The 18905-nt window shown below is 69.3% G+C and carries 19 protein-coding genes and 1 tRNA gene; 9 read left to right on the forward strand and 11 right to left on the reverse strand.

Going from position 1 to position 18905, the window contains the following annotated elements:
* Nucleotides 1-180: 180 nt before the first annotated feature.
* The 4 genes from POF73_RS27625 to POF73_RS27640 form a co-directional block, all read right to left on the reverse strand.
* Nucleotides 181-741 (reverse strand): DUF5994 family protein, encoded by a 561-nt coding sequence (locus POF73_RS27625; protein ID WP_272120762.1) that lies wholly within the window; start codon nucleotides 739-741, stop codon nucleotides 181-183.
* 625 nt (nucleotides 742-1366) lie between these two features.
* Nucleotides 1367-1440, reverse strand: a tRNA-Pro gene (locus POF73_RS27630).
* A 33-nt stretch (nucleotides 1441-1473) separates the two neighbouring features.
* Nucleotides 1474-2280 (reverse strand): Pr6Pr family membrane protein, encoded by an 807-nt coding sequence (locus tag POF73_RS27635; protein WP_272120764.1) that lies wholly within the window; start codon nucleotides 2278-2280, stop codon nucleotides 1474-1476.
* A 269-nt stretch (nucleotides 2281-2549) separates the two neighbouring features.
* Nucleotides 2550-3476 (reverse strand): metallophosphoesterase, encoded by a 927-nt coding sequence (locus POF73_RS27640; protein WP_272120766.1) that lies wholly within the window; start codon nucleotides 3474-3476, stop codon nucleotides 2550-2552.
* A gap of 185 nt (nucleotides 3477-3661) precedes the next feature.
* Here POF73_RS27640 and POF73_RS27645 point away from each other — a divergent pair, with 185 nt between their 5' ends.
* The 3 genes from POF73_RS27645 (at nucleotide 3662) to POF73_RS27655 (ending at nucleotide 5641) form a co-directional block, all read left to right on the forward strand.
* Nucleotides 3662-4126 (forward strand): GatB/YqeY domain-containing protein, encoded by a 465-nt coding sequence (locus POF73_RS27645; protein WP_031482673.1) that lies wholly within the window; start codon nucleotides 3662-3664, stop codon nucleotides 4124-4126.
* Between the two features lie 396 nt (nucleotides 4127-4522).
* Entirely contained in the window at nucleotides 4523-4999 is a 477-nt protein-coding gene (locus tag POF73_RS27650) for a DUF2690 domain-containing protein (protein WP_272120770.1), read from the forward strand.
* 219 nt (nucleotides 5000-5218) lie between these two features.
* Nucleotides 5219-5641, forward strand: coding sequence for a hypothetical protein (locus tag POF73_RS27655; RefSeq protein WP_272120772.1), 423 nt, complete (start codon nucleotides 5219-5221; stop codon nucleotides 5639-5641).
* Nucleotides 5642-5778: 137 nt separating this feature from the next.
* Here the strand turns inward: POF73_RS27655 and POF73_RS27660 are convergent, their stop codons facing one another.
* Entirely contained in the window at nucleotides 5779-8064 is a 2286-nt protein-coding gene (locus tag POF73_RS27660; protein ID WP_272120774.1) for a transglycosylase domain-containing protein, read from the reverse strand.
* Nucleotides 8065-8640: 576 nt separating this feature from the next.
* Between POF73_RS27660 and wblA the strand changes: the two genes are divergently transcribed.
* Nucleotides 8641-8979 (forward strand): transcriptional regulator WblA, encoded by a 339-nt coding sequence (gene wblA / locus POF73_RS27665; protein WP_062697668.1) that lies wholly within the window; start codon nucleotides 8641-8643, stop codon nucleotides 8977-8979.
* A 69-nt stretch (nucleotides 8980-9048) separates the two neighbouring features.
* Here wblA and POF73_RS27670 read toward each other — a convergent pair whose 3' ends face one another.
* Nucleotides 9049-10455: an ArsA family ATPase gene (locus POF73_RS27670; protein WP_272120778.1), complete on the reverse strand. Its 1407-nt coding sequence runs from the start codon at nucleotides 10453-10455 to the stop codon at nucleotides 9049-9051.
* Nucleotides 10456-10507: 52 nt separating this feature from the next.
* Nucleotides 10508-11485 carry an ArsA family ATPase gene (locus POF73_RS27675; protein ID WP_272120780.1) on the reverse strand — a complete coding sequence of 326 codons (978 nt, stop codon included), beginning with the start codon at nucleotides 11483-11485 and terminating at the stop codon, nucleotides 10508-10510.
* A 106-nt stretch (nucleotides 11486-11591) separates the two neighbouring features.
* On the opposite strand from POF73_RS27675, the gene POF73_RS27680 reads away from it, so the two are divergent.
* Together POF73_RS27680 and POF73_RS27685 are read left to right on the forward strand one after the other, a co-directional pair.
* Entirely contained in the window at nucleotides 11592-11753 is a 162-nt protein-coding gene (locus POF73_RS27680) for a DUF4177 domain-containing protein (RefSeq protein WP_010986011.1), read from the forward strand.
* Entirely contained in the window at nucleotides 11750-12217 is a 468-nt protein-coding gene (locus POF73_RS27685; protein WP_272120786.1) for a RidA family protein, read from the forward strand. Before POF73_RS27680 ends, POF73_RS27685 begins: the two co-directional genes overlap by 4 nt.
* A gap of 147 nt (nucleotides 12218-12364) precedes the next feature.
* Here the strand turns inward: POF73_RS27685 and POF73_RS27690 are convergent, their stop codons facing one another.
* The 3 genes from POF73_RS27690 to POF73_RS27700 form a co-directional block, all read right to left on the reverse strand.
* The gene (locus tag POF73_RS27690) at nucleotides 12365-13195 is read right to left on the reverse strand and encodes an MBL fold metallo-hydrolase (protein WP_272120789.1); all 831 of its coding nucleotides are present in this window, start codon (nucleotides 13193-13195) and stop codon (nucleotides 12365-12367) included.
* Nucleotides 13196-13289: 94 nt separating this feature from the next.
* A complete protein-coding gene (locus tag POF73_RS27695) occupies nucleotides 13290-14156 on the reverse strand; it encodes an NUDIX hydrolase (RefSeq protein WP_272120792.1) in 867 nt (288 codons plus the stop codon).
* Between the two features lie 364 nt (nucleotides 14157-14520).
* Complete coding sequence (locus POF73_RS27700) at nucleotides 14521-15195, reverse strand: Crp/Fnr family transcriptional regulator (RefSeq protein WP_015658871.1); 675 nt, start codon at nucleotides 15193-15195, stop codon at nucleotides 14521-14523.
* Between the two features lie 318 nt (nucleotides 15196-15513).
* Between POF73_RS27700 and nth the strand changes: the two genes are divergently transcribed.
* From nth to POF73_RS27715, 3 genes are all read left to right on the forward strand, one after another.
* Nucleotides 15514-16482 carry an endonuclease III gene (gene nth / locus POF73_RS27705; protein ID WP_272120800.1) on the forward strand — a complete coding sequence of 323 codons (969 nt, stop codon included), beginning with the start codon at nucleotides 15514-15516 and terminating at the stop codon, nucleotides 16480-16482.
* A 106-nt stretch (nucleotides 16483-16588) separates the two neighbouring features.
* Complete coding sequence (locus POF73_RS27710; protein ID WP_272120802.1) at nucleotides 16589-17284, forward strand: NUDIX hydrolase; 696 nt, start codon at nucleotides 16589-16591, stop codon at nucleotides 17282-17284.
* Nucleotides 17285-17404: 120 nt separating this feature from the next.
* Complete coding sequence (locus POF73_RS27715) at nucleotides 17405-18604, forward strand: MarP family serine protease (protein WP_272120805.1); 1200 nt, start codon at nucleotides 17405-17407, stop codon at nucleotides 18602-18604.
* A gap of 73 nt (nucleotides 18605-18677) precedes the next feature.
* Here POF73_RS27715 and POF73_RS27720 read toward each other — a convergent pair whose 3' ends face one another.
* Nucleotides 18678-18860, reverse strand: coding sequence for a hypothetical protein (locus POF73_RS27720; protein ID WP_272120807.1), 183 nt, complete (start codon nucleotides 18858-18860; stop codon nucleotides 18678-18680).
* Nucleotides 18861-18905: the final 45 nt, after the last annotated feature.

Raw genomic sequence — 18905 nt, forward strand, 5'->3', positions numbered from 1 at the left:
TCCTTCGGCGCGGTCGCACGTGGGCTCTTACGGTTCCGCCGACCGATTCCCGGAAGGGCGTCGCTGTAGCGGAACGCTCCGATCCTCTCGTCATGCTGCGCATTGAGCCGGTGGATCAGGAACATTCCCACGATGATGACGAAGATGATCACGGCGACGGTGACGGCTGTCTCCACATCCTCACCTCCCCAGGGCGGAACTCAAGATCCCGATCGAGGCTCCGGCCGCCGAAGCGGCTCCGCCGTCGGTCTCCCACTCCTCTTCCCGGCTCCGAGCCTCCGCCGCGTCGTGGCTCATGGCCTCGTCGGCTATCAGACCGCTGGCCGTGCGGATGCCTCCCGGCACGGTTGCTGCTGCCATCAGCCGGGCGGTGGCGGCCGGCTCCGTCTCCGGAGGGATCACCAGTAGGTCCAGGCGGCCCACCGTGTAGGAGAGGAGGATCACTTTGTTCGGGTCCTGCTCGTCGGCGAACCAGCCGACATGCACGGTGTGCCCCGTGACGGGGACCTTACGCGGGATGACGGGCCAGTGGGCCGGGTTCACGGTGACGTGGGTGATCCGGCCCCAGCACGCGTCCAGCGCGTCCGTCAGAGTGGGGATCTCCCGGAGGAGATCACGGGAGCGGGGCCACCAGGCACCGTCCAGGAGACCTGGACCCGAGCCGGTCGGGGCCAGGGACAGCCGGGCCGACGCCGAAGGCAGGCGCTCTTTGATGATCGTAGGTTCGATGGTCGCGGTCATGACACGGACCTGTCCCCGAGCCTCCTGCTGGAGGCCGGTGTTGTTGCTCGCCGGGAACAACACCGACGTGGCGGCCGGTGTGCGAAGTACTCCCGGTGCTTTCACTCTACGCCGCTCCGAGGTCCGGGACGCGCTCGTGAGCAGGCATTTCACCGAGACACAACGGTGTGCCCCGCACCTCTTGGTCCCGCCTTATGGAGCACAGGAACGGGGCCACGAGAGGCCGAACATGCGAGAAGCGTTCGCGCCAGCCGTCTGCTGTCCCGAGGCGCTCGATCACCTTGAGGGTCTGCAGATTGGGGCGCACACTCGGCATCGCTCGCACGCGCTGGGCGAGTGCTCGGGCGTGGTCGTGGGGACGCGCTGAGTGATGGCTTGCCAGGTGTCGTGATCCTCAGGGCGGTTGAGGCGGGCGGGCATGGTGTTCCCGGCCGACTGCGGGGCTGGATTCGCGAACGCGCAGGTCCGACTGCCCTCAGCCGCCGTACTTCTGACGGCCCCACCAGTCATCCCCTGGGAGAAGCCGAGCAAGATCTTCTCCCAGATTTCTCCCAAACGATCTCCAGAAACCCGTCAGGGGCCTGATCCACTTGGTGGATCAGGCCCCTGACCTGGTGTTTCACTGTCGGGGTGGCGGGATTTGAACCCACGACCTCTTCGTCCCGAACGAAGCGCGCTGCCAAGCTGCGCTACACCCCGATGTCACTGCTTGTCGCGGCGACGACGTTTACTTTAGCCCACTGGTGGCTGGAGACGAAATCCGGTTTTGGTGCGGCGAAGGACGCGGCGGCGGATCGGGTTGGGGCGGGCGTGGTCGAGGGCCACGAGGAGGATGGCCAGGGCGTAGATGCCGAGGCCGATGAGAAGGGCGTTGCCCAGGACGCTCTTGTAGCCGTGCCGGTCCACGTCGAGGAACGGATAGAGGTAGCGGCCCGGTGAGCCGGGGAGGAACTCGCCTCGGACGAGGCTGAACGCCAGGTAGGTGAGGGGGTAGAGCAGCCATGTCGCCGCCTGCCGTAGCCGCAGCTGGCCGGGGGCTGTCAGGAGCAGCCAGTCCAGTACGGCCGCGACGGGTGTCACCGTGTGCAGGATCTGGTTGGTGATCGCGTGCCAGCCCGTCGGGGCGGTGGCCTCGCCCGTGAGGACGCCGGGGAGTCCGAAGGGGCTCGCCTGGTTTGCCAGCAGCAGGTGGTAGACGATCCCCGTGACCACGACGTAGAGCAGCGTGGCGCCCGTCAGGGCCGACGGCAGGGGACGGCGGGCCGTCCGGGCGCGGCGGGCCGCGAGGGTGAGGACCAGGGCCAGCAGGATGTTGCTCTGGATCGCGAAGTGGCTCAGGGTGCGCAGTGGGCCGCCGAAGGTCACCTCGACCGCCACTGCCGCGGTCGCGCCCAGGGCCACCAGTAGGCGGTACGCGGCGGCCCAGGGGCGGCGCGTGGGGTTCATCACCGCCGTGGCGGGGACGTGGGAGGGCAGCAGCGTGGGGATGCCCGGTATCGCGGGGAGGTCCGGGATGTCCCTGGGTATCGGGGCTGTCATGCCCTCACGCTAAGCAGATAGGGCAAAACGAGCGATACGGGTAATCCGTACGGGTTACGCGTAGGCCCGTAGATCGCCCAAGTTCCCGCGCTTCGTTAGGCCGAGCAGCCGAGCAGCCGAGCAGCCGAGCAGCCGAGCAGCCGAGCAGCCGAGCAGCCGAGCAGCCGAGCAGCCGAGCAGCCGAGCAGCCGAGCAGCCGCAGCCGGGCAGCCGGGCAGCCGAGCGGTCCTGCCTGACGTCGGGCTTCCCCGCTCGGCTGTCCTCTCCCGCTACTCCCGCCCCACCAACGTCAGCAACGTCGCCTCAGGCGGGCAGGCGAACCGGAACGGTGTGTATCGGTTGGCTCCGCAGCCCGCCGAGACATGCAGGTACGACGTACGCCCCTCCGCCGTATGCGTGGACAGTCCCTTGACGCGGTCCGTGTCCAGGTCGCAGTTGGTGACGAGGGCGCCGTAGAAGGGGACGCAGATCTGACCGCCGTGGGTGTGGCCGGCCAGGACCAGGGGGTAGTCGTCGGCCGTGTACGCGTCCAGGACGCGCAGGTACGGCGCGTGCACCACGCCCATCGCGAAGTCGGCCGTGCCCGACGGGCCGCCGGACACCTGCTCGTAGCGGTCCCTCTTGATGTGCGGGTCGTCCAGGCCGGTGAGCTCGACCGACATGCCCTCGATCTTCAGGGTCCCGCGGGTGTTCGTCAGGTTGACCCAGCCCGCGGTGTCGAAGCCGTCGCGCAGGTCCGTCCACGGGTTGTGGATCACGCCGACGGCGGGCGGGTTGCCGTTCAGGCCGTGGCGGCCCTGGACCTTCTCCAGCAGATAGCGGGCGGGGTTGCGCGGCTTGGGGCCGTAGTAGTCGTTCGAGCCGAAGACGTACGCGCCGGGGAACTCCATCAACGGGCCCAGCGCGTCCAGCACCTCCGGCACGCCCTCCGGGTCCGACAGGTTGTCGCCCGTGTTGATCACGAAGTCGGGGCGCAGGCCCGCCAGTGAGCGCAGCCAGCGCTGCTTCTTGCGCTGGCCGCTGACCATGTGGATGTCGGAGACCTGGAGCACGCGCAGCGGGCGCATGCCCGCGGGCAGGACGGGGACCGTCACCCGTCGGAGGCGGAAGAAACGGGCTTCGAAACCAGCCGAGTAGAGAAGACCGGCGGCGCCCACCGCCGTGATTCCGAGGGGTACTCCGTATCGCGCGCGCATACGACCATCGTGTCAGACCGGGGGAGCGCCCTGTGCCCGGCAACCCCTGGCTCCCCTTGGTCCCCCCACAGGGGCCGTCCTCTGTCGTCCTCTGTCGTCCTCCTCCGCCTCCGGTACGGCCCCTTCGCGCAGGTCCCTTGAAATCAACGGGCGTTCCGCTCCCTGCACCTGCGACAATCGACCCCATGACCACGCTCAAGTCGAAGCTGCAGGAAGACCTCAACGCCGCGATCAAGGAGCGCGACGAGCTCCGCTCCTCGACGCTCCGGCTGACGCTCGCCGCGATCACCAAGGAGGAGGTCGCGGGCAAGGAGAAGCGCGAGCTCTCCGACGACGAGGTGCAGAAGGTGATCACCCGCGAGGCGAAGAAGCGTCGTGAGGCTGCCGACGCGTTCGCGCAGGGTGGTCGTGCCGAGCAGGCCGAGCGGGAGAAGGCGGAGGGCGAGGTCCTCGCCGCGTACCTGCCGAAGCAGCTCAGCGACGACGAGCTGAACCAGATCGTCGCCCAGGCCGTCGAGGAGGCCAAGGCGGCCGGCGCCGAGGGGCCGCGGGCCATGGGTGCCGTCATGAAGATCGTGAACCCGAAGGTGGCGGGTCAGGCGGAGGGCGGCCGGGTCGCCGCCGCGGTGAAGAAGCTGCTCGCCGGCTGAGGCGCCGGTCGAGCGAGGCGCCGGTCGGGCGAGACGCCAGTCGGCCGAGACTCTCGTCGGCCCTGGGAGGGCATCCTGAGACCAGGGTGCCCTCCTTTGTGCGTTCGGAATGCGGACGCCTCGCCGGATGTGACGATCGCTCTCTCGTTCTAATTTCCATTGTGGTGGCGCGTTCCGGACGGTAAGGTCGTGGCGTCATGTTGCGCGTGGTGCAGGCGTGGCGGGGGTACGGGGATACGGGGCTTACCATTCCGATTTGCGCATTCTTTCTACGGGTGACCTGTGCGCGTTTTCGCGCGACCGCAGGCTCGTTTCTGTTGCCACGTTTTTCTCAGGTCCTCGACCAGGCCTGAAGTAATCGGGTCCTTGACCGGCCCGAAGCAAGGGGGAAATGAAATGAAGCGTGCTCTCAGCAAGAGATCCCTCACCCGGCTCGCGCTGGTTCCGGCCGCCGCGACCGTCTTCACGATGATTCCGCTGGCCGGCAGCGCATTCGCGGCGGGTTGTCACGACACGGGCTGTGAGAACAAGGGGCCCGTCTCCATGGGCTGCGACGCCGACGGGCACACCGTCCTGGTGGGCGAGGTCTACTCGGACAACGGCGGCCGTACCGACTACGAACTGCGCTGGAGCAACAAGTGCTGGGCCGGCTGGGCCCGTACCGGGGACTCGAAGTGGGCGGCCACGATCTCGGTCGAGAAGTGGAATCCGGACCGCACGAAGCTGATCACCCGCCGGACCGTGACCATCAAGAACGGCCAGCACGACTGGACCAACATGGTCGGCGGCAAGGGATACATGGTGCGCGCCTGCGCGACCGAGAAGAGCACCGGCAACACGGACTGCACGCGGTTCGTCGGCACCGACTCCTGAACCCTCCTCTCCTTCGCGTACTCGGGAGACATTGTCAGTGGCGTGAAGGGGTGGGTCGCGCTGGAAGCGCGAGCTCAACAGTTGGGGTTACTGGCGTCAAGAGTATGACTGCCGTAATTCATCACGCTTATGGGTCACCGGGAAATTCCTGTCCCTCCTATTGGGGCGACAGAGGGTTTTGTCCGGCGAATTCGCATTCTTCTGAAGAGAGGGTTCTCCATGAAGCTGAGCATCAAGCGACCACTGATTGCCGCCGCCGTCGGTGCCGCCGCCTTCGGGCTCGTGACCACCGTGGGCACCGGCCCGGCCGCCGCGTCCGGGCTGGCGACCGTCAGCTGGTGGCACAACTGGGACGGCCCGACGTACGCCGGCGGAAACGGCACCCTTGAGCCCCTCGGCGAGGTGCTGTGGTCGGAGGACATGCAGGCGGACGGCTGGGCGACCCGTGCCCAGCTGCAGTACAAGGACTCGTCCGGCAACTGGCACAACACCGGCGGGGTCTGCTTCGACGACACCTCCACCACGGGCGCGACCAAGTGCGACAGAAGCGTCGCCGAAGGCACACCGGTCCGGGTGCACATCTGGGCGTCCAAGAACGGCGCCACGCGCGCCAGCAACTACAGCAACGTCGTCGACGCCTGAGGCACGGGGAGCCGTGCGCGTGAGCCACGGCGGGTGAAGTCGCCCCGCACACAGGAGGGGCCCGGCACATGCCGGGCCCCTCCTCGTGTCACCTGCTGGGCAATCCGCTGGGTACGTTGCCGAGCGCGATCAGCCGCTCAGCCCCTCCCCCCGTTGCCGTTCCCATTGGTCTGGCCCTGCCACCAGCCCTCCGGGAGGGAGAACGTCGGGGTCGGGAACGTGCCGCCGTCCGCGCCGCCGGTGTTGCCGCCGCCGACCAGGCCACCGATGAGGTTGTCGCCGTTGTCCCCGTCGTTGCCACCGTTCTGGTTGCCGTTCCCGCGGCCGTTCTCGTCCTTGTCCTTGTCCTTGTCGCCGTCCGGGATGTCGATGAAGTTGAACTTGTCGGCCGGCTTGCCCGCGAGGGCGCCGGACATGGCGTCCTTCCAGATCGGGCCGGGGACCTCACCGCCGTAGACCAACTCGTGGTACTCGCCGCCGATCGTGATCTTCCGCATCATCACCGCCTGGGTGGCGCTGCCGACCCAGACGGCGCCGGAGAGGTTCGGCGTGTAGCCGACGAACCAGGCGTTGCGGCGTTCGTCCGTCGTACCCGTCTTGCCGGCGCTCTCCCGGTCGGTGAGACCCGCCTGCCTGCCCGTACCGGAGTCGACCACGCCGCGCAGCAGGTTGTTGATGGTGTCGGCGGTCTGCTCGGACATCGCCCGGGAACACGTCGACTTCGGCACCTCCAGCGACTTCTGCTTGCCGCCGACCTTCTGCGTGACCGACTCGATGGCGACCGGCGTGCAGTACATGCCGCGCGAGGCGAAGGCGGCGTACGCGCCCGCCATGGTGAGCGGCGAGATGCCGGTCGAGCCGAGGGTCAGCGACGACGGCACCTCGGGGATCTTGTCGCCGTTGCCCTGGCGGACCTGGAGCTTGTCGGTGATGTTGACGACCGGGCACATGCCGATGTCCTCAAGCATCTGCACGAAGTACGTGTTGACCGACTTCGCCATGGCCTGCTTCAGCCGGTAGGGACCGACCTCGGACTCGTCCTCGTTCTCCAGCTTGTAATTGCTGTCGTTGACCCAGGCCTTCTCACAGCCCCGCACGGTCTGCGGATACGGCATCTCGTACGGCGCGGAGTACTCCTGCGTCGGCGGCCGGCCCTCCTCCAGCGCGGCCGCCGCGAGGAACGGCTTGAACGTCGAACCGGTCGGGAAGCCGTAGTTGGAGCCGCCGTACGCCGCGTCGACCGAGTAGTTGAGCTCGGTCTCGTTCTTGCCGGAGCCGTACGGCTTCGACTGGCCCATGCCGAGGATCTTGCCGGTGCCGGGCTCGACCAGAGTGGTCGCGGCCGCGACCTTGTCCGACCTGTAGACGTGGCTCTTGAGCGAGGTCTGGACCGACTCCTGGGCCTGCGGGTCGAGCGTCGTCGTGACGGTCAGACCGCCCTGGTTCCAGACCTTGGCGCGGGCCTCGCGGTTCTTGCCGAAGACCGGGTCGCTGAGGATGACCTTCTCGACGTACTTGCAGAAGAAGCTGGCGCCCTTGACCGCGGTGATGCAGCCGTTCCTGGGCTTCTTCACCTTCAGGCCCAGTGGTGTCTCCTTGGCCTTGTCGGCCTCCGCCTGGGAGATGTCGCCGAGGTCGGCCATCCGCTGCAGGACGATGTTGCGCCGCTTGGTGGCCTCGGCCTCGTCGTTGATCGGGTCGTACCGGCTGGGCGACTGGACGATACCGGCGAGGAGGGCCGCCTCCTGGACCTTGAGGTTCTTGGCGGACTTGGAGAAGTAGCGCTGGGCGGCGGCCTCGACGCCGTACGCCTGCTGGCCGAAGAACGTGATGTTCAGGTAGTTCTCAAGGATCTTCTTCTTGCCGAGCTCCTCCTCCACCTGGATCGCGTACTTCAGCTCCTTGATCTTGCGGCCGATGGTCTGCTGGGTGGCCTGCGCGACCTTCGTCGGGTCGTCGCCGGCCTCCTCCACGAAGACGTTCTTCACGTACTGCTGCGTGAGGGTGGACGCGCCCTCGGAGACACCGCCGCTGCGCGCGTTGCGGTTGAGGGCGCGCAGGACGCCCTTCAGGTCGACCGCGCCGTGCTGGTAGAAGCGGGCGTCCTCGATCGCGACGATCGCCTGCTGCATGTACGGCGAGATGTCCTTGAGGTCGACCACCGTGCGGTCACGTGAGTAGACCGTGGCGATGGTGCCGCCCTTGGCGTCCAGGATCGTGGTGCGCTGGCTCAGCGGCGGGGTCTTCAGGTTGGCCGGGAGTTCGTCGAAACTCTCCACCGATCCCTTGGCCGCGAGCCCCAACGCGCCGACCGCCGGCAGGGCGATACCCGCCAGCACGGCTCCCGCGAGCACACTGACACCGAGGAACTTGGCGGCCTGCTGCGTTGGCGACAGACCACCGCCCGAGCGCTTCTTTGGCATGAGGGCAGCCTAAACCGTAGAGATGAGCGATCCGAGGGCCGATCGTGCGTGAGCATGGTCCGGCGCGGTGACCTGGGTCATGGGCTCGCGGGATGACATGAGCTGTGACCCACGTCGTGACGTAGGCCATGGCACGGCAAAGTCGGCCATCTGCCAGCCCGCGGAGCTCGCATGATGGATGCAGCCCATTCGCCGGACAGGCGCGCAGGCCTTGGCCTAAGCTGCTCTCAACTGTCACGGCAGTGCGGCCACGTATCAATACGTCCGGCGACCCCGAATCGTTTCGGATGTTGCTCACTTTTTTTGGTGGGCACGTGCCCGAATCCGCCTTGTGTGTCATCCGGCGTCCGTTGTGACTCAATAGAACTGTCCCGGTTTGCCGGGAAGGTCACGCATGTCGCCAGCTCACTCCCCCGGGTGATCTGCCGCTTACGCATAGTCCGTTCGGGCCATTCAAGATTGGGCCCGAAGGGGGTGTTGCGCTGTGCCCACCTTCCGTAACGTCCTCAACTGGCGGCGGTGAATATGCCGCTGCCGCCGTGGGGGAGCCTCGATTCGGGAGAGGACGGCGCCGGTATGGGCTGGGTAGTCGACTGGAGTGCGCAGGCGGCCTGCCGCACTACCGATCCGGATGAACTGTTCGTTCAGGGAGCAGCGCAGAACAGGGCCAAGGCGGTGTGCACCGGATGCCCGGTGCGCACGGAGTGCCTGGCCGACGCGCTCGACAACCGCGTCGAGTTCGGCGTGTGGGGAGGCATGACGGAGCGCGAGCGCCGCGCCCTGCTGCGCAGGCGGCCGACCGTCACCTCGTGGCGCCGGCTGCTGGAGACGGCACGTACGGAGTACGAGCGCGGGGCGGGCATCCTGCCGCTCGATGATGACGAGGTGTACGAGAACTACGCAGCGGTGAGCTGAGGAGGCCCACGAGGTCTCCCCGCACATCGCGGACAGGGTCTGCCCTCGGGCGGGCCCGAGAGGACTCCCTCAGGCGTCGGCCGCGGGATCGGGCAGCTCCGGCCGATGCGCCGCGAGTCGGTTTCCGATGTCCCGCAGTCCCACGAGGTCATGCACATCGCCGGGCAGCGCGGCCACTTCGGCCACGGCCACCTCGGGGTGGAGTGCGGTGAAGCGGTCACGCGTGCGCTGCTCGCGGGAGAGCAGCTGCATGCGCTCGGAGTGCAGCCTCAACAGCCCCGCGGCGAGCTGGTCGACGGACCGCTCCACATGCGGGGCGACGGGCTGCGGCCCGTCCATGGCTGCGGATCGCTCCATGTCCTCGGCGGCGTCCTGGGGGGCGGGGGAGCCTGCGTCAGGAGCCGGTGCATCGGAAGCGGCCGATTCTGAACTGCCGTACGTGTCGGGGGAGTTACGAAGTCCAGCTTTCCCGCCCTCCTGATCCACAATGCGGGGCTCTTCAAGATTTTCCGCGGCGGCGAGCGCCCGCTCGGCCGACAGCCGGTCGGCGCCGCTGCCGTGGACCCGGTTGAGCACCAGGCCCGCGAGCGGCATGTCCTCGGCGGCCAGCCGCTCCACGAAGTAGGCGGCCTCCCGCAGCGCGTCCCGCTCCGGTGCCGCGACGACCAGGAACGCCGTCCCGGGCGCCTGGAGCAGCTTGTAGGTGGCGTCCGCGCGTGTACGAAAGCCCCCGAACATCGAGTCCATCGCGGCCACGAAGGTCTGAACGTCCTTCAGCAGCTGCCCGCCGAGCAGCTTGCCGAGCGCCCCGGTCATCATCGACATGCCGACGTTCAGGAACTTCATCCCCGCACGGCCGCCGACCTTCGCCGGGGCCAGCAGGACGCGGATCAGCTTGCCGTCGAGGAAGGAACCGAGCCGCTTGGGCGCGTCCAGGAAGTCCAGCGCCGAGCGGGACGGCGGGGTGTCCACGACGATGAGGTCCCACTCGTCCTTGGCCCGCAGCTGGCCCAGCTTCTCCATCGCCATGTACTCCTGCGTGCCCGCGAAGCCCGCCGAGAGCGACTGGTAGAAGGGGTTGCCCAGGATCGCGGTGGCCCGCTCGGGGTCCGCGTGCGCCTCGACGATCTCGTCGAAGGTGCGCTTCATGTCGAGCATCATCGCGTGCAGCTCGCCGTCGCCCTCCACGCCCTTCACCCGGCGCGGGGTGTTGTCCAGCGAGTCGATGCCCATGGACTGGGCGAGCCGGCGGGCCGGGTCGATGGTCAGCACGACGACCTTGCGCCCCCGCTCGGCGGCGCGCAGCCCCAGGGCGGCCGCGGTGGTCGTCTTGCCCACCCCGCCCGAGCCGCAGCACACCACGATCCGCGTCTTCGGGTCGTCGAGCAGCGGATCGAGGTCGAGGGCACGCGCGGGGGAGAGGTGATGGGCCTGGCGGGCCGCGTCGTGCGCCTGGGTCGGTTCCGGACGACTCATGACATCCCCTGCTTCCGACGTACCGCGTACGGCTCCCGACTTGTGAACGGACTCATGACAGGCCCTGTTCCCGCAGCTCGCCCGCGAGTTCGTACAGGCCCGCCAGGTCCATGCCCTCGGCCAGCAACGGCAGTTCGTGCACGGACAGCCCCAACTCGCCCAGGACCGCCCGCTGCTCGTGCTCCAGCGCATGCCGCTCGGCGTACTCGTCGGCCTGCGTCAGCAGCGGGTCCACCAGCCGTTCCGCGTTGCCACCGCGCCGTGCCCCGCCCAGCCCGGCCGAGGAGAGCGCCTTGGCCACGGCCGCGCGCGGGACACTGCGTACGAGTTCCAGGTCTGCGGCGTCCAACACCTCGGGCCGCACCATGTTCACGATGATCCGCCCCACCGGCAGCCGCGCCGACCGCAGCTCGGCGATCCCGTCCACGGTCTCCTGGACGGGCATCTCCTCCAGCAGCGTCACCAGATGCACGGCCGTCTCCGCCGACTTCAGCACCCGCATCACGGCCTGCGCCTGATTGTGTATCGGCCCGATCCTGGCGAGGCCGGCCACCTCGTCGTTCACGTTCAGGAAGCGGGTGATGCGCCCGGTGGGCGGTGCGTCCATGACGACGTAGTCGTAGATGAACCGACCGGCCTTGTCCTTGCGCCGTACCGCCTCACAGGCCTTGCCGGTGAGGAGTACGTCACGCAGGCCCGGCGCGATGGTGGTGGCGAAGTCGATGGCGCCGAGCTTCTTCAGGGCCCGGCCGGCACCGCCCATCTTGTAGAACATCTGGAGGTAGTCCAGAAGGGCCAGTTCGGGGTCTATGGCGAGGGCGTACACCTCCCCGCCCCCTGGAGCGACGGCGATCTTCCGCTCCTCATAAGGCAGCGCCTCTGTTTCGAAGAGCTGCGCGATGCCCTGCCTGCCCTCGACCTCGACGAGAAGCGTCCGCTTCCCCTCGGTGGCGAGGGCGAGCGCGAGCGCGGCGGCGACCGTGGTCTTTCCGGTCCCGCCCTTGCCGCTGACGACCTGGAGCCTGCTCACGTCTTCGAGCCTAACCAGTCGGTGCGCCGACCACGCGGCGGCCTGTGGATAACTTGAGTGCGGTCGGCCGCGTGGCGGCTTGTGGCCAACGGATAAAGTCGGCCACATGACCAAGTGGGAATACGCAACCGTGCCTCTGCTCGTCCACGCCACGAAGCAGATTCTGGACACCTGGGGCGAGGACGGCTGGGAGCTCGTCCAGGTCGTGCCCGGGCCGAACAACCCCGAGCAGCTCGTGGCCTACCTGAAGCGGGAGCGGCAGGCATGAGCGCCGTCGAGGCGAGGCTCGCCGAGCTGGGCCTGACGCTCCCGGAGGTCGTGCCTCCGCTGGCCGCGTACCAGCCGGCCGTCCAGTCCGGCGTGTACGTCTACACCGCCGGCCAGCTCCCCATGGTGGAGGGCAAGCTCCCGGTCACCGGCAAGGTGGGCGCGGAGGTCACCGCCGAGGAGGCCAAGGAACTCGCCCGTATCTGCGCCCTGAACGCCCTCGCGGCCGTGAAGTCGGTGGCGGGCGACCTGGACCGCGTCGCGCGCGTGGTGAAGGTCGTGGGGTTCGTGGCGTCGGCGTCCGACTTCACCGGGCAGCCGGGTGTCATCAACGGCGCGAGCGAGCTCTTCGCGGAGGTCCTGGGCGACAAGGGCGTGCACGCGCGTAGTGCGGTGGGCGTGGCTGTGCTGCCGTTGGACGCGCCGGTCGAGGTCGAGGTTCAGGTGGAGCTGACGGGGGCGTAGGCCTTCGGCGGTGGAGCGCGGGTGCCGTGTAGTGGTGGCGGCGCGGTGGGGTTCTGGTCGGCCGTCGTGTGCGGTGGCCGACCATCCCGCGCCTCGGCTGGGAGTGAGGGGGCCTCGATGGACGCTCCCGGCTCGGTCCGCCGACGGCTAGATGAGCCCGTGCTCCTCCAGATAGTCCATCTGTGCCCGTACCGACAGTTCGGCCGCCGGCCACAGGGAGCGGTCCACGTCGGCGTAGACGTGGGCCACGACCTCGGTCGGCAGGCGGTAGCCGTCCTCGACCGCCGTCTCGACCTGGGCCAGACGGTGGGCGCGGTGGGCGAGGTAGAACTCGACGGCGCCCTGGGCGTCCTCCAGGACGGGGCCGTGGCCCGGGAGGACGGTGTGCACGCCGTCGTCGACCGTGAGCGACCGCAGGCGCCGTAGCGAGTCCAGGTAGTCGCCCAGGCGGCCGTCGGGGTGCGCCACGACCGTCGTGCCGCGGCCCAGGATCGTGTCGCCGGTCACGACGGCGCGGTCGGCCGGGAGGTGGAAACAGAGCGAGTCGGCGGTGTGGCCGGGTGTCGGTACGACGCGCAGCTCCAGGCCGCCGACGGTGATCACGTCCCCGGCGCCGAGCCCCTCGTCGCCGAGCCGTAGTGCCGGGTCGAGGGCACGCACGTGTGTGCCGGTGAGTTCGGCGAAGCGTGCGGCGCCCTCGGCGTGGTCCGGGTGGCCGTGGGTGAGCAGGGTCAGGGCGACGCGTCTGCCGGAGCTCTCGGCCGTCGCGACGACGTTTCGCAGGTGCCCCTCGTCCAGTGGGCCGGGGTCGATCACGACGGCGAGGTCGGAGTCCGGCTCGGCGACGATCCAGGTGTTGGTGCCGTCCAGAGTCATCGCGGAGGGGTTGGGCGCGAGGACGTTGACGGCGCGGGGGGTGGCGGGGCCGGTGAGGACCCCGCCTCGCGGCTGGCCGGGTAGGGCTGCTGCGTCCGTCATGCGAGGGGGCCTTCCAGGGCTGGGGGCGCTGTGGGGGCGTTGGGGGCGGTGCGGGTTGCGAGCCGTGTGGGCACTGGCGGTGCTGTGGGGGCGGTCATGCGGCGGTTCCGCCCGTCGGGATGTGCTTGGTGAACTCGTCGTGGCCCGGCCAGGAGAGCACGATCTCGCCGTCCTCCAGGCGGGCCTGTGCCAGGACGGGGGTCAGGTCGCGGTCGGGGGCTGCGGCGAGGGCCTCGGTGGCGCTGTCGTACGGCGTCAGCTGGCGCAGGGTCGCGATGGTGGGCGGCATCATCAGCAGTTCGCCCTTGTCGTACGAGGCCGCGGCGTCCGTGGGGCGGATCCACACCGTGCGGTCGGCCTCCGTGGAGGCGTTGCGGGTGCGCTGTCCCTCCGGGAGGGCGGCGACGAAGAACCAGGTGTCGTAGCGGCGGGGCTCGAACTCCGGGGTGATCCAGCGGGTCCAGGCGCCCAGGAGGTCGGAGCGCAGGGCCAGTCCTCGGCGGTCCAGGAACTCGGCGAACGACAGTTCCCGGGCGACCAGTGCGGCGCGGTCCGTCTCCCAGTCCTCGCCCGTGGTGTCGCCTACGACCGAGTCGTCGGTGGGCCCTGCGAGCAGGACGCCTGCCTCCTCGTATGTCTCCCGTACCGCCGCGCAGACGATCGCCTGTGCCGCCGCCTCGTCGACGTTGAGCCGTTGCGCCCACCACGCGCGCGTGGGGCCCGCCCAGCGGACCGGGTGCTCGTCGCGCGGGTCCACGCCGCCGCCCGGGTAGGCGTACGCCCCGCCGGCGAATGCCATGGAGGCTCGGCGGCGCAGCATGTGCACGGTGGGGCCGGTGCGGGTGTCCTTGAGCAGCATGACGGTGGCCGCCTGCTTCGGGGTGACGGGGGTCAGGCTTCCTTCCGCGAGTGCGCGGATGCGGTCCGGCCACTCCGGTGGGTACCACTGCCCGTTTGCCATGGGCGGAGGCTATCTCTTGGTGCGCGGATGTTCGAGGGGGTGCCCTTTGCCTCCGGCGGTTGGGCCGGGATGCGGGTGGTGGGGGTGCGCGTCCACGCCTACGGCGGCCCGTTGCTCTCCGGTGGGGGCGTGCGCGGCGCCTTGGGTTGCGTTGTGGGTCGGGGCCGCGCCGGGGGTGTCCGTCCTCGGATCGGCGGTCACCTTGGGCCAGGAGGTGCCGCGTGTTGACGCCGACCACTGCGGGCGGACACCCCCCGGCACGTCCCCTTCCCGCCGTGGGCGGCTGCGGGGCCGTGCCTCGCAAGGAGCAAATGCGACGAGGCCCCGTCTCGCAGTGAGACGGGGCCTCGTCGTACGGCGGTGTCTATCGCGATCGCTTCGCCAGGCGCTCCACGTCCAGGAGGATCACCGCGCGGGCCTCCAGGCGCAGCCAGCCTCGCTGGGCGAAGTCGGCGAGGGCCTTGTTGACCGTCTCGCGGGATGCGCCGACCAGCTGGGCCAGCTCCTCCTGCGTGAGGTCGTGGACGACGTGGATGCCCTCCTCGGACTGCACGCCGAAGCGGCGGGAGAGGTCCAGGAGTGCGCGGGCCACGCGGCCGGGGACGTCCGAGAAGACCAGGTCGGACATCGCGTCGTTGGTGCGGCGCAGGCGGCGGGCCACGGCGCGCAGCAGGGCGGTGGCCACCTCGGGGCGGGCGTTCAGCCAGGGCTGGAGGTCGCCGTGGCCCAGGCCCAGCAGCTTGACCTCGGTCAGCGCGGTGGCGGTCGCCGTGCGCGGGCCCGGGTCGAAGAGGGACAGCTCGCCGATGAGCTCTCCGGGGCCGACGACGGCGAGCATGTTCTCGCGGCCGTCGGGAGACGTGCGGTGAAGCTTTACCTTGCCCTCGGTGACGACGTAGAGCCGGTCGCCCGGGTCGCCCTCGTGGAACAGGGAGTCGCCACGTGCGAGGGTCACCTCACTCATGGAGGCGCGCAGTTCCGCGGACTGCTCGTCGTCGAGAGCCGCGAAGAGCGGATTGCGCCGCAGAACGTCGTCCACGAGTTCTCTCCTTGTCGACCTGCTCAGGGGATCTTGCTCCCCCTTGGTACCAGGGGACCGTGCTCCCCATTTTGCCGGACCGTCCAAACAGTGTGATCTGTCACAAGGATGCCGCACAGGTGTCCCGAGGTAAGCGGCAGGGGTCCAATTGGGGGCCGATCTTCAGGGTCCGGGGCGGATGTCGGTGCCGGGCTTTAGGCTGGCCGGGTGTCCAAATCGCCGGTGAGAGCACAGGCCAAGGGGGCTGGGCGGGTGGCTGCAAGTCGCGATTCCGCTGTGGGCGAACAGGACCCTGGTGGCGGAAGGAAAACGGCAAAAGTGGCGAAAAAGGCGCCGGATGAAGTGGCGGCCGGTGGCGAGAAAGCGGCCGTGAAGAAAGCTGCGACTTCGAGGGCGGGTGCGACTGCCAAGAAGGCCGCGCCGGTGAACAAGAAGGCCGCGCCTGTGAAGAAGGCGGCCGTGAAGAAGGCGCCTGTGAAGAAGGCGGCCGTGAAGAAGGCGGCCGTGAAGAAGGCCGAGTCCCGTACTGCCCTCGTCCGGCGTGCGCGGCGTATTAACCGTGAGCTCGCCGAGGTCTATCCCTACGCCCATCCCGAGCTGGACTTCGACAACCCGTTCCAGCTCGTGGTCGCCACGGTGCTGTCCGCCCAGACCACCGACCTGCGCGTCAATCAGACGACCCCCGCGCTCTTCGCCAAGTACCCGACCCCCGAGGACCTGGCCGCCGCCAATCCTGAGGAGGTCGAGGAGATCCTGCGGCCCTGCGGGTTCTTCCGGGCCAAGACCAAGTCGGTCATGGGACTGTCCAAGGCGCTCGTGGAGGACTACGGCGGTGAGGTCCCGGGGCGGCTCGAAGAGCTGGTGAAACTGCCGGGTGTGGGCCGTAAGACGGCCTTCGTCGTGCTCGGCAATGCCTTCGGGCGGCCCGGCATCACCGTGGACACGCACTTCCAGCGGCTGGTGCGGCGCTGGCAGTGGACCGAGCAGACGGATCCGGACAAGATCGAGGCCGAGATCGGGACGCTGTTCCCGAAGAGCGACTGGACGGATCTGTCGCACCATGTGATCTGGCACGGCCGGCGCATCTGCCACGCCCGCAAGCCCGCGTGCGGCGCCTGCCCCATAGCGCCCCTGTGCCCGGCGTACGGCGAGGGCGAGACCGACCCCGAGAAGGCCAAGAAGCTGCTGAAGTACGAGAAGGGCGGCTTCCCGGGGCAGCGGCTCAGGCCGCCGCAGGCCTATCTGGACGCGGGGGGCAAGGCTGCTCCTCCACTGGGGGCCGGATGACGGGGCGCACTGGGCGGGTCGGGGCGCCTGCGTGCCCTCGCTCCATCGGGTCGGAACGATCTCGGTGCCGTCAGGCGTTGGACTCGGCAGGGCGATAGGGGTGGCGATGACGCGGGCGAGTGAGACGCAGGACGGGTCGGTGACGGTCAGCAAGGACGGGCTGCCGGACTGGCTGGCTCCGGTGGTGCGGGTGGTGGAGACCGTGGAGCCGGTGCAGCTGAGCCGGTTCCTTCCGCCGGAGGACGGCGCGGGGCGCCAGTCCGCCGTGCTGATTCTCTTCGGCGAGGGCGAGCGGGGGCCCGAGCTGCTGCTCATGGAGCGGGCCAGTTCGCTGCGGTCGCATGCCGGACAGCCGTCCTTTCCCGGCGGTGCCCTCGACCCCGAGGACGGTGACCCGCAGGCCGACGGGCCGTTGCGGGCGGCTCTGCGCGAGGCCGAGGAGGAGACCGGGCTCGATCCTGGAGGAGTCCAGCTCTTCGGTGTGCTGCCGAAGTTGTACATCCCGGTGAGCGGCTTCGTCGTCTCGCCCGTGCTGGGCTGGTGGCGCGAGCCGAGCCCGGTCGATGTCGTCGATCCGAACGAAACGGCCCGGGTGTTCACCGTCCCCGTGGCGGATCTCACGAATCCGGACAACCGAGCCACGACCGTCCACCCCAGCGGCCACCGAGGCCCGGCATTTCTGGTCGAATCGGCCCTGGTGTGGGGTTTCACGGCCGGAATCATCGACCGCCTGCTCCACTTCTCGGGCTGGGAGCAGCCCTGGGACCGGGGGAAGCAGGTCCCGCTGGACTGGCGGTCATGACAGGGTGTCTGCCGTGCTGTGTTTTCCCGGGGGCTGCCGTGCCCGAATGCCGCTGCGCGGCGAGCCGGGCCCCGGGCTGACCGGGCGTGATCGGCAAGTGAAGAGGCGGAGCCTGAAGCAGTGAACGTGCTGGACATCCTGTTGCTGGTCGCCGCCGTGTGGTTCGCGATCGTGGGTTATCGCCAGGGCTTCGTCGTCGGCATCCTGTCGGTGATCGGTTTCCTCGGCGGCGGCCTCGTGGCCGTGTACCTGCTCCCGGTCATCTGGGACGCGCTCACCGACAACGCCGAGGTGAGCACGACCGCCGCCGTCGTCGCGGTCGTTGTCGTCATCGTCTGCGCCTCCGTCGGCCAGGCCCTGACCACCCACCTCGGCAACAAGCTGCGCCGGTACATCACCTGGTCCCCGGCCCGCGCCCTGGACGCCACCGGCGGCGCCCTCGTCAACGTCGTCGCGATGCTCCTCGTCGCCTGGCTGATCGGCTCCGCCCTCGCGGGGACGACGCTGCCGACGCTCGGCAAAGAGGTCCGTAACTCCAAGGTGTTGCTCGGCGTCTCGCGGGCGCTGCCCGACCAGGCGGACACCTGGTTCGCGGACTTCTCCTCCGTGCTGGCGCAGAACGGCTTCCCACAGGTCTTCAGCCCGTTCTCGAACGAGCCCATCAACGAGGTCCAGCCGCCCGACCCGGCGCTCGCGGGCAGCCCGGTGGCGACCCGCGCGCAGCGCTCCATCGTCAAGGTCATGGGCACGGCGACGAGTTGCGGCAAGGTCCTGGAGGGCACCGGCTTCGTCTTCGCCGACCGCCGTGTCATGACCAACGCGCATGTCGTCGGAGGCGTCGACGAACCCACCGTCCAGATAGGCGGTGAGGGCAGGAAGTACGACGCGACGGTCGTCCTCTACGACTGGGAGCGCGACATCGCCGTACTCGACGTACCGGACATGCGCGCGCCCGCGCTGCAGTTCACGGCCACCGACGCCGAGAGCGGCGACAGCGCGATCATCGCGGGCTTCCCGGAGAACGGGTCGTACGACGTGCGCCCCGCACGCGTGCGTGGACGCCTGCCTGCCAACGGGCCGGACATCTACCACCGCGGCACGGTGCGCCGTGACGTCTACTCGCTGTACGCGACCGTCCGCCAGGGCAACTCCGGCGGCCCGCTGCTGACGCCCGACGGCAAGGTGTACGGCGTGGTCTTCGCCAAGTCCCTCGACGACGCCAAGACCGGCTACGCGCTCACCGCTGACGAGATCCAGCAGGACATCGCCAAGGGCCGTACCGCCAACCAGCAGGTGGACAGCGACAGCTGCGCGCTCTAGGTCCGTGGGACCGGCCGGGAACTGCGTCCGGTCGGGTGAGGGCTGAGCCCGGTCGTGGAGAGGCCGCGGCCGGTCAGCCGCGCGGGTGGCGCAGGCGTACCGAGACCCAGCGGGCACGGCGGCGCAGAATGCGCGGAATGCCCACCCGAAGGTCGGGACCCGCCATCTGCGGGGCGCTGCCTCGCTGGTGGGAGCTCAGGCCGTTGGCCGAGCGGCGGTTGCGTGCTGCGTCACTGTAGTCGTGCGTCCAGCCCATACCCCGACGTCTGCCCCTGCCCCAAGGTCGATAACCGCCCTCAGG

It is taken from the genome of Streptomyces sp. HD, assembly GCF_028369295.1.
Classification (GTDB): domain Bacteria; phylum Actinomycetota; class Actinomycetes; order Streptomycetales; family Streptomycetaceae; genus Streptomyces.

Excerpts from the sequence above, each read along its gene's own strand:
- POF73_RS27640 (WP_272120766.1), bottom strand. The coding sequence starts at position 3,476 with ATGCGCGCGCGATACGGAGTACCCCTCGGAATCACGGCGGTGGGCGCC.
- POF73_RS27645 (WP_031482673.1), top strand. The coding sequence starts at position 3,662 with ATGACCACGCTCAAGTCGAAGCTGCAGGAAGACCTCAACGCCGCGATC.
- POF73_RS27690 (WP_272120789.1), bottom strand. The coding sequence starts at position 13,195 with ATGACGGACGCAGCAGCCCTACCCGGCCAGCCGCGAGGCGGGGTCCTC.
- POF73_RS27720 (WP_272120807.1), bottom strand. The coding sequence starts at position 18,860 with ATGGGCTGGACGCACGACTACAGTGACGCAGCACGCAACCGCCGCTCG.
- POF73_RS27635 (WP_272120764.1), bottom strand. The coding sequence starts at position 2,280 with ATGACAGCCCCGATACCCAGGGACATCCCGGACCTCCCCGCGATACCG.
- POF73_RS27650 (WP_272120770.1), top strand. The coding sequence starts at position 4,523 with ATGAAGCGTGCTCTCAGCAAGAGATCCCTCACCCGGCTCGCGCTGGTT.
- POF73_RS27670 (WP_272120778.1), bottom strand. The coding sequence starts at position 10,455 with ATGAGTCGTCCGGAACCGACCCAGGCGCACGACGCGGCCCGCCAGGCC.
- wblA (WP_062697668.1), top strand. The coding sequence starts at position 8,641 with ATGGGCTGGGTAGTCGACTGGAGTGCGCAGGCGGCCTGCCGCACTACC.
- POF73_RS27710 (WP_272120802.1), top strand. The coding sequence starts at position 16,589 with ATGACGCGGGCGAGTGAGACGCAGGACGGGTCGGTGACGGTCAGCAAG.
- POF73_RS27685 (WP_272120786.1), top strand. The coding sequence starts at position 11,750 with ATGAGCGCCGTCGAGGCGAGGCTCGCCGAGCTGGGCCTGACGCTCCCG.
- POF73_RS27680 (WP_010986011.1), top strand. The coding sequence starts at position 11,592 with ATGACCAAGTGGGAATACGCAACCGTGCCTCTGCTCGTCCACGCCACG.
- POF73_RS27625 (WP_272120762.1), bottom strand. The coding sequence starts at position 741 with ATGACCGCGACCATCGAACCTACGATCATCAAAGAGCGCCTGCCTTCG.
- POF73_RS27660 (WP_272120774.1), bottom strand. The coding sequence starts at position 8,064 with ATGCCAAAGAAGCGCTCGGGCGGTGGTCTGTCGCCAACGCAGCAGGCC.
- POF73_RS27655 (WP_272120772.1), top strand. The coding sequence starts at position 5,219 with ATGAAGCTGAGCATCAAGCGACCACTGATTGCCGCCGCCGTCGGTGCC.
- POF73_RS27695 (WP_272120792.1), bottom strand. The coding sequence starts at position 14,156 with ATGGCAAACGGGCAGTGGTACCCACCGGAGTGGCCGGACCGCATCCGC.